Annotated in this window: 6 protein-coding genes; all 6 read left to right on the forward strand. The window is 53.5% G+C overall.

From position 1 onward, the window contains the following. Entirely contained in the window at positions 1 to 1029 is a 1029-nt protein-coding gene (locus OEW58_06860; GenBank protein MDH5301065.1) for an esterase, read from the forward strand. Between the two features lie 17 nt (positions 1030 to 1046). After that, a complete protein-coding gene (locus OEW58_06865; GenBank protein MDH5301066.1) occupies positions 1047 to 1982 on the forward strand; it encodes an acetoacetate decarboxylase family protein in 936 nt (311 codons plus the stop codon). Then, positions 1955 to 3457 (forward strand): patatin-like phospholipase family protein, encoded by a 1503-nt coding sequence (locus tag OEW58_06870; GenBank protein ID MDH5301067.1) that lies wholly within the window; start codon positions 1955 to 1957, stop codon positions 3455 to 3457. Before OEW58_06865 ends, OEW58_06870 begins: the two co-directional genes overlap by 28 nt. Positions 3458 to 3521: 64 nt before the next feature. Next, positions 3522 to 4280, forward strand: coding sequence for a TatD family hydrolase (locus OEW58_06875; GenBank protein ID MDH5301068.1), 759 nt, complete (start codon positions 3522 to 3524; stop codon positions 4278 to 4280). A gap of 344 nt (positions 4281 to 4624) precedes the next feature. After that, positions 4625 to 9301, forward strand: a complete 4677-nt coding sequence (locus OEW58_06880; GenBank protein MDH5301069.1) for an Ig-like domain-containing protein — start codon at positions 4625 to 4627, stop codon at positions 9299 to 9301. A 296-nt stretch (positions 9302 to 9597) separates the two neighbouring features. Further along, positions 9598 to 10570 (forward strand): hypothetical protein (locus OEW58_06885; protein ID MDH5301070.1); only part of this gene is annotated, 973 nt, incomplete at its 3' end.

A 10570-nucleotide genomic window follows, 5' to 3' on the forward strand; every position in this document is an offset into this window, starting at 1 on the left:
ATGAACCTCATCGAAAGAGTTGTGCCGTTCACCGCCGGTGACGGCATGGCTCTGAACTTGATTCATGTGCGTTCGGCAGATCGCGCCGCGACCAAAGGTCCGGTGTTGCTGGTGCATGGTGCGGGGGTGCGCGCGAATATTTTTCGCGCACCCACCCAGCAAAACATTGTTGAAGCGCTGGTGGCTGAAGGCTACGACGTGTGGCTGGAAAACTGGCGCGCCAGCATTGATGTGCCGCGCAATCCGTGGACGCTGGATCAGGCGGCGCTGTTCGATCATCCGCAAGCAGTGCGCAAGGTGTTGCAGGAAACCGGGGCAAGCAGTCTCAAGGCGCTGATTCACTGTCAGGGCTCAACCAGTTTCATGATGTCGCTGGTGGCCGGTTTGTTACCGCAGGTGTCGGTGGTGGTCAGCAATGCGGTGTCACTGCATCCGGTGATTCCTGCGGTTTCCAAGTGGAAAATCACCTTGGCGACGCCGCTAGTTGGTTTGTTCACCAAGTATCTGAATCCGTATTGGGGCATTGAGCCGGAAGGTTTGTTTTCGCGCCTGTTGGTGTCGACCATCAAACTGACACACCACGAGTGCGACAACATTGTCTGTCGTGGTTCCAGCTTTGCCTACGGTGTTGGTTTTCCGGTGATGTGGTCGCATGAAAATCTGGGTGAGCGGGTACACGAGTGGCTGAAGGATGAGTTCAAAAATGTCCCCATCCGCTTTTTTCGGCAGATGACCTGTTGTGTGCACAAAGGCCATCTGGTGGCCGCCGAATCCTTGCCGGGTTTGCCGCAGGACTTTGTGGCACTGCCGCCAAAAACCGATGCAGCTATTCACTTTTTCGCCGGCGAAGACAACATTTGTTTTTTGCCGCAGAGTCAAATTAACACCTACAACTATTTTTTAACGCACTCATCGAACAAGCATTCGCTGACCCTGATTCCAGGCTACGGCCATCTGGATGTGTTTATGGGCATGAATGCTTCTCGGGATGTGTTTCCAAAAATGTTGCAGGCGTTGGCATCCAATTAACGCAAAGGAGAAAGGCGATGGGAATTCCCAAGCGCATAAGAAATCTGACGGGAAATTATTCGTTGGTCGACGGCATTCCATTTCAATTGCCAGTGGCGTGCGCGCCTTCGCCAGTGATCATGGCGGGATTCAGCATTGACGCCAATCGCGCCAAACAATTGCTGCCCAATGAAATTCATCCGCTGCGGTTGTGGAATGGCCGTGGCGTGTTGCTGGTGACGGTGATTAATTATTTGCAAACCAACATCGGCAAATACATCGAATACAGTATCGCCATTGCCTGTACGCACGGCGCGAAGCCGGCGATGCCGATGCTGCCCGCACTGTTGATGAAGCCGTTTGGTACAGGTCAATACGTGCTGGATTTGCCGGTGTCCACTGACGTGTCGGTTAAGGGCGGCAAGGGAATCTGGGGCATGCCCAAACACCGTGCGCCGCTGGATTTTCATGTGGGCGAAAATATTTTGTCCAGCCAGTACGATCTGGATGACAAGCTGGTGACTTATCTGGAAGTCGAGCGTCCCACCGGCAGGGCGTTGCCACTGAATGTTGGCGCGGCTAACTATTGTTCGTTTCGTGGCATGTTGATGAAGTCGTACATCTACTTCAAAGGTAATGTTCACTTCTGCATGGGTAAAAACGCCAAGGCGAGATTTGTGGTCGGTGAACACGAGCGTTCCGGTCCGCTGCGCTATCTGGATATTGATGACAAGCCATTGATGACTGCGTTTATTCCCAACGCAGTGGGCACGCTGGATGATCACATGGAATGCTGGTTCTTGCATGATGAAGAGGAAATCATTTATCAGCCGGAAGGATTTGAAAGCGTCATCAATCTGGGACGCGATGAAATTTGGCCGCCAGCGCCTACCGCACCGATTCGCAGTTGGGATCAGGCTTCTGAAACCAGTGACAAGGAGCGTTCATGGCCGCAGACCGAAACCGAAGTTTAACCAGCGCCAGCAGCGCTGACGGCATCAAGCGGTCGTTGGTGTTGCCCGGTGGCGGGATGCGCTTGTCGTATCAGGCGGGCGCGATGCTGGCGATGCAAGAGGCCGGCATTAGCTTTCAGCACATGGATGCTACTTCTGGCGGCAGTTTGAATTTGTCGATGCTGTTGTCCGGTTTGTCGCCGCTGCAAATGTGTCAGCGTTGGCGCAGCCTGAACATGGCCGATTCGATTGCGTTTTTGCCTCTGGAAAATTATCTGGACATTGCCGAGCTGGAAGCCTCTGGTTCGGGCGATGGTTTTGTCGAATCGGTGTATCCGCACCTGGGCATTGATTGCCAGCGCATTCGCCAGTTCGACGACATTCCCTGTACCTACAACGTGCTGGATTTTGGCGAAAAACAGGTGCGTGTGCTCAGTAATCATGAAATGGATGAGCAGTTGTTGCTGGCGGGCATGTCCTTGCCGGGGGTGTTTCCGCCGCTGCGCCGTGACGGCGACATTTTGCTGGATACCGGTTTTCTGCAAGACGCCAACGTTGCGGCGGCGGTGCGTCAGGGCGCAGAAGAAATCTGGTTGATCTGGGGTTTGGGCAACAGTCCCGAATATCGCGGCGGCGCGTTGCGGCTCTACGTGCAAATGCTGGAAATGGCGGCCAACGGCGCACTCAATCGTGACATGCAATGGATTGATGAAATCAATCAGGGCATCGCGCACGGCTACAGTCCGTATGGTCAGCAGCGCGCGATTCGGGTTCATGTGATCAAGCCGTTTTATCCATTGCCGCTGGACCCGGATTTGTATCTGGGCAAGGTGGATCATGCAACGCTGGTGGAAATGGGTTATGCCGATGCCAAGCAGTATTTGCAGCGACGTGATGAATTTGGTGCGGATTTGCGCAGCAATGTGACAGCGATGAAGGTGCTCCGCCCTGGCGTGCGTTTTCAGGAACAGCTTGCGGGCAATCTGAGTCTGGACGGCGATGCGGCGGCGGTTGAATTGAACCTGACGGTGCATGTCGAAGATCTGGATCAGTTTTGCGCTGATGCCATTCCGCAGGCGCGGGTCACTGGTCGGTTAACGTCTGCGGCGCTGGGTGGCGAGATGCTGGTGGCACATGGCGTGTTTCAGTTGTTGCGCGACTCGGACGCAGGCGCGCAACGGCGGTTGGTGTATGAACTGCAACTGGAAGACGGTGAGCATCGTTTGCAGTTGTTTGCCCAGCGGATTTTGCACGATGACGCTGGGTTTGATATGTGGAGCGATATTTCGCGCTTGCAAATGGAATTGTTCAGCCTCGATGGTCAATCGAGGCAATCGCTGGCCAAAGGTGAATTGCAGCAGGGGCTGAAAACCTTTGGCAAAGTGCTGACCTCCGTGCGTGCCACGGGTGGCGGTGGTGTGGTGGACGATGCCTTGCAGGTGGCGCGCTTTGGTCGCTTCCTGATGGGAGAGATTTACGACAGTTACCACAGTTAATCGTCGGTTCCGTGTTGCGCTGTGAGCGTGTTAACCTGACTCAAAGGGGTTAACACGCTTTTTTATGTTTGATTCTCACTGTCATCTGGATTTTGCCGAATTTGATGCCGACCGCGAGGCGGTGCTGGCCGACTGTCGTCGGCTGGGTGTCGAGGGCATGCTTGTTCCCGGTGTGACGGCGGCAACCTGGCCGCGACTGCTGGCGTTGACGGACGCGCATCCTGATGTGTTTCCTGCCTTGGGGTTGCATCCGATGTTTATTGACGAACATCGCGATGCGCATTTGGCCGAGCTTGAGAATTTATTGCAGGCGGGCCGCGCGGTGGCGGTAGGTGAAATCGGTCTGGATTTTTTCCTGCCGCAACTGGACCGGCAGCGGCAGCAGTATTTTTTTGTCGAACAACTCAAACTCGCCCAACACTATCACTTGCCGCTGATCCTGCATGTGCGCAAAGCGCATGATCAGGTGCTGGCGCAGTTGCGGCGCATGACACTGGTGGGCGGCATCGTACACGCCTTCGGTGGCAGTGAACAACAGGCATACCAATATATAGAGTTGGGTTTCAAGCTGGGTTTTGGTGGTGCCATGACCTGGCCACGCGCCAAAAAACTCCAACACCTTGTCGCAACCTTACCACTGGAATCCTTGCTGCTGGAAACCGATGCGCCGGACATGCCACCGGTCTGGGCGGCAGGTCAACGCAGCAGTCCGCAGTATTTGCCGCAGTACGCCCGATTCATTGCCCAGTTGCGTGGTGTGGATGAATCCTTGATTCGACGCCAAACAACGGAAACCGCACGCCGGGCGCTTGGATTGGCATAATTTGCGTGTTCTTTTTCGCCGGCCTCTGGCCTCGTTTTGCTGCATTTTTTCTCCAAAATCAACGCCGTTAAAATTCCCTGCAAAATTTTATGAAAACTAAAAATATCTTTATCTCATTGTATTTAAGGGATTTTGATATCAACGCGGTCTGCCTGTCGCCGATAGGGTCGCTATGAACGAATCGGCGCGAAGTCATGCCGATGTTCAGCGTAGAGGTTCAGGCGGTAATCACGCGCGAAAAACAGCGATGACAGAAGGCAAGTAAGGGACTATTGCACGCGTAATTGCCAAGGGTTGTTTGCCTTGAACCTCATTTGCACTTGAGGATATCCAAGGAGAAATCTATGTCATTTATAGGCCAACGTTGGCTGGCCGCTAGCATTGTGAGTTCACTGCTGGCGCTAGCCGGTTGTTCGGGCGGGGGAGATACCGCCACAGAAGACAGCAGTACCGCAGTCATCAGCGGACGGGTGAGTTTATCAAATGTAGTGGGAGATGATACCGCTGCGACCAAACCGCTGATGGCCAAGGCGATGGCCAAGGCCGCCGCCAGTGGCAAGCTGCTGAAGTCCACCGACAAAATACAGGCGGTGGAAATGTACGCCACCACCTCTACCCCATACAGCAAAGTCCTGCAGGAAGCGGGCTTGTTACCGCAGGAAGCGGCGGTGTTGGGTGGGGCGACCATCGAATTGTATGACGCCAACCAGCCCGAGTTGCTCGATCCCATCGCGCGGACATTGGCCGATGCCAACGGCGACTATATTTTTGACAAAACCCTGGATGGTTCCCCCATCCCTGCGGGTAACTACACGCTGATCGCCAGCAAATATGATCTGAACACCGGAACGCTCTATGTTGCGGTCCAGACCATCGTTGAGTCGTTTGCCGGGAATGTCGGTGGCAACGATCTGGTTGCGCAAGACAGCGACGCAGTGGCCAGCGTGATTTCTGTATTGGGTCAGGGGCAATCTGCAGCCGGCGGTTATGCTGACTCGACAATGCCGCAGGACGCGGGCTTGCCCGTGACCTTTAGCATGGCAATGGCACGGGGCACGATTCCCAATATCAAGGTGACCAATGCCACAGGTACGGTTGTGGCCGGAACCTGGAAAATTTCGCCTGACTTGCTGTCAGCGATGTTTTTCCCAACGGCAGATTTGACGCTGAATGAGTTGTACACCATCACTATTCCAGGTGGAAAAATCCTCAACACGGTCAACAACGTTTACGGCAAGGCAATCCCTGCAACTATAACTGCCAAGTTTACTGCGGTGGCGTCGGATACCACTTCACCCACTGCATCGGCGCTGGAGCCAGTAGGTCCAAATATTCCGGTAATTAACCCCATCCGGTTCGGTGTGAACGAACCTATTGATACTACGACGATTAATGTTGCGGTCACCAGGGGGCCAAGCCTGGGGGCCAAGCCTGCCATTCAATTCATTGGTAAGGACAGCGCAGCACCGATTTACAAGTTCGTCTATCAGATCATGCCGTCTGAAGGTTTGAAGCTGAATACTGACTACACCATTAAGGTGACTGACGGTATGGATTTGGCCGGCAATCCGATGGATCCGCTGAGCTTCTCGTTCAAGACCGAAGCGACCTCGGCCGGTATTTCTGCCTCTGACTCGGTTACCGTGGCGTCAGAAAAAGTGGCGGTCAAGGACGTATTTGGTAAGTGGCTGATGGCCATGCAAAAACGCGATACTTCACTGTTCAGCAGTTACATGAGCGGCGACTTCTTCTGGATTTCTCAGCCAGGCGACAAGGCGGACGTGAACCGTGACGGTCGTTTGTCGGTGAATGAGTTTACCGGCATGCTGTCCAAGGAACTGTTCCCGATGATCGAAATGTGTAGCGTTACCCTGGGCGGTGATGTGACCAGCGACATCGTGATCAATCCTGAGTTGACCAAGGCGATCATGTCATTCAATTTGACATTTACCCCCGGCAACACGCTGAACAGCCAGTGTGGTCAGATGGCCAGCGATGGTCCTGGCATATTGTCCATCGAGTTGCGCAAGCGTAACGGCATGTGGTTGATGACCAAAGGTGTTGATGGTGCTGACACTACCAAACTGAGCGGATTGAAGCCATACAAGCTGTTGGAGCTGGATACCCCTGCGGATGCGGCGGTATTGCCAGACCCTGGTGCGCAAAAACTGACACCTTCTCTGAAATGGGTTGCCGGCACTTACGATCATGATAATGACAAAGGTGTTGCAACGCCGGAAATCAAAATTCCAACCTATGCGGTTGTGTTGCTGGATGAAAGAAATCAGCGCACAGGTTGGGTGGCGCTGTATGACGCCTCTACTGCTGCGGCGGGCGATGTGCTAGGGGCGAAATTCAACCCCATGGCAGGTACCTATGGCAATACGATGGTTCTGCCAAATGGTCAGACCTTCGGTATGGAGCGCAGCATCAGTGAACTGGTGGCTGGCGGTAAATACCGTTGGGCGGTGCTGGGTCTGAGTTCAACTCTTGCGCAGTTGACACAAGATACCTCAACGTACACCAATAACGTCGTGGGCTCATCCATGGCGCGTAAGTTCTCCGTTGGTGGTAATTTTGCGGAGTTGGCGTTGAGTGTGTCTTCCGTGGCAGGTGTTCATACCTACAATCCATCGTTCGATGGCTATGACGTTGGTGGGGCGGACACGGTGGATATTACCGTGACGACGCCAAATCCCAATGTGATGCAGGCTCGCCTCGAACTGTTTGGTTATAAGCCGCAGATGTTGTTTGCAATGTTCACCAATGGTGTGGCGACATTTACGGGTGTGCCGCTATCCAAGGGCATGAATCATGTGACGGTTTGTGAGGATGTCTACGATCCAAACAACATGAACGGTGGTATGGGATGCTACAGCTCCCTGGGCTTGACCAAGGAGTTTAATGCTCAAACCTCCGGTGGTTTGCTGCCACAAATCAATTTCGGCACTGTGTATGAAATTGATGCGACTGGTGCGGAAAGTGCTGTCACCTTGAATTCATGGAGTGACTTTGATAGCACAACCGCAACTTCGGTCCGTGTTACTGGTACAGTTGCTGCGGGTATCACTGGTTTGAACTGGCAGGTACACGGTGAGAATGGTGAGCGCGCCCAAGGTAGTGCAGCATTATCCGGTGGCGGCTTTGACGTGATAATTCCGGTGTATCCAGGCTGGAATGGTATCGAGTTCATGGATGACATGTGGATGAACTTCAACCGCATTGGTGTTCGTACCTCAGCGGGTTCCGTCTACGTGCCTGACACCAAGATCAATAGTATCTCTGATGCAGGTATGGCAGCGATTGCGGTGCAAACCGAGGACTTCTACCAGTTGCGTGCGGATGCCGGAAACACTGACAGCGTGACACTCACCGGTACGTTCAACAACTGGGACAGCATGAACGGCTCAGCCAATTGGAATCACTGCATGGGTGAGAACTGTATGTCCTTTATCACCGGCGGTCCGCTGACGGTTACGCCTGATGTCAATGATGCCACGAAAGGCAATTTCACTCTGACAGTGACTGGTTTGGTCGATGGCTGGAACCAAATCGACGTTAACTGGTGCTGTGGTATGAATGGCGGTGCCTGGTACCGTGTACTGGTGTTCACCACCAACGGTAACGTGTTTGTGTTGCCACACTCACTGGTATCCTACGACGTGGGCGCAGGTGTAGTACCGTTCACCGGTTCTAGTAACTGGCGGTCAATTGACGTTGGTGCGGCTTGTTCGATCAAGGTCAATGGTTCAACCAACATGCAAGGTATGGTGTGGTCTGATGTGAACTACTATGATCCTGTTAAGGCTCTGGGTAGCTATCAGCGGGTGGAAACCCAAACCTCGCCAGTGCCAGATGGCAATGGAAACTACCCCTACAATCTGACTGCAAACATTTATGGTGGCGTGAACGATTTGGGTATCTACGATCCAAACGGCATGTGGCAGGGGCTTAATGTTACTACTACCTGTGCCAACAAGCCGGTGATTATGGAAGTAACCGGCATTACTGACGGTGCAGGCACTGCGTTGGCCAACAACTACGGTATGGTTGACGCGGGTATGGCAACGACGGTGCGTTTGACCGGTACAGCCAAGGCGGGTGCAACCCTGACGGCCAACATCTCTGGTCAGTACATGGAGACAGTGACAGCAGTTGCAGGTGCAGGAAATACCTTCACCATGGATCTGCCGATCTACAATGGTTACAACTACATCAACCTGACCGATGGCAGTAACTGGTTCTACTTGACGGTTGTTTCCAACGGCACACGTGTATATGTAGCACCGTTCTCCAGCATCTTTGTGGATGGAGGTGTCGGTGGTGCGTATTTCATGGGCGGTTGGGGCACTGGCGAAAGCTGGAACAACAGCCTGAATTCGACAGTAAACCTGTCGGGTTTGGTGGCGGCAGGATCGGGTAATGTTACCTGGTATCAGCGTAGCAATACTACGACGCAGTCTGGCACGGTTACGCCGGATGTTAACGGCATCTTCCAGATTCCAGTAACGCTGTTCCAAGGCTACAACGGCTTTGACCTGTACGATGGTAGTGGCCGTTACTACTACGTGGAGATCAGCTCAGCGGTTGGTATCGTACCACCTAAATTGGTGAGTGTGGTTTCACACGCGGATGGTGCGATGGCCTCTGGCCCGACCACTATCACCGTTGAGGTGGATCCAGGCTACGCCTATGCCAATGTTAACGTCTACGTGCGTAACTGGGGCAGTGCGGACCCATACGGTACTGAACAGCGTTTCACTACTGATCCCAACTTGGCAATGCCGGGCAGTGGCTGGACGTTGTTGAACGCTTCGGGTCTGCAGTTCTCTGCAACGGCGGATCTGACGGGTACCGACGTGGAAATTTACGTTGAAGCCCTAAGCGCTGATTACATGCAGTGGCACGGCCAGGTTGTGTACGTCAACAGCACCTGGACGGGTTACAGCTGGAAGCCAACCAAGGGACTGAAAGGCCCCGTGGCATCAAGACAGCATGTGATCCATCAATACCACAAATAAGTTTGTCAGACCTCGGTCTGACAACTGGAAAGCCCCGCTTCGGCGGGGCTTTTTTTTGCCGACGGGTAGTGGCAGTGATGCTGTGGGTTGAATAAATGATTGGGCGCTCTACTGCGGTCTGTACAAATTGGTAGGTGCACACGGGATATTCCCCTGGTTTTTGCTAGAAAATGACTGAAGTTCCCAAGTTCAGAGCCCGATAGGAAGTGTTGAGCACGTAATGAGGCAGTTCCGACCCACGTAGGTTGGGGAACGTGCATCAGTCAACATTTCCGTAAAATTCGCAGGAGCTAATGATGGGAAAGAAACGAAATTTATTCATGGTAGGCGCACTTAGCGCTGCCATGTTCTTAGGGGGTTGCTCCAGCAGCAACAATGATGAGAAAGCCAATACAGGCACTGTCAGTTTGTCCGGTGTGGTGAAGCAAAAGGCTGACGGAGCGGCGTTTGCCAAACCTGCCATGAAGGGCTCGGTGGACGGGGAGGCTTTGCCTTCTTTTGCTGTGACGCCTAGTGCATTTAACAGTGCACCGGCGATCCCTTCCTCGGTTAGCAAGGCGATTGCCTTTGGTATCAATGGCTTTGCCGAAACCAACGTTAACAGCGAAGGTGCATTTACCTTTACCGGACTGCAACAAGGTCAATACGCGGTAACATTCTACAGCGTTGATCGCACAACCGGCAAAACCACGCTGGTCGCCAGCCTGTCCATGGCGGCATCACCCACGACGGATGGCAATCTGAGTATCGGTGCTGATACCGATCTGGGCTTGATCCTGATCGACAGCACTGGACGTGCGATTTCTGAGGCGGATGTCAACGGCACGTTGACAACCACGCAGGATACAATCGTTGATGCCAATGGCGATGGTGTCATCTCCTCGGCAGAAGCTGCTGCCGCAGAAGAGACCCTGGCAACAGCCGCCACAACGCAAACAGTCTCCATCATGTCCTTCATGGGTGAGGCTAATACCTGGGCCATCGCCCAAGAGACGATGAAAGGCGGGGAAGAACCCTACGGTTGGGACAACGGGAATGGCGACTATGAACAGTACACCCGTTCAGACCGTCGTGCATTGAATGTGCGTCGTATGGTGTCGGTTGCCGGTCCACAAGGTACCAATGTCGACGTGGTGAAAGACGCCAGCATTGAATACTACGGCAAGGTTAAAAAAGAAGTATTCACTGGCGGTATCGGCGGCCCGCTTGACAATGCTCAAAGCGGTACAGCTGTTGGTTATTACGATTACAGTGCGGTGCTTAATTGCA

This window comes from Gammaproteobacteria bacterium, from assembly GCA_029884425.1.
In the GTDB taxonomy this organism is placed as follows: domain Bacteria; phylum Pseudomonadota; class Gammaproteobacteria; order S012-40; family S012-40; genus JAOUHV01.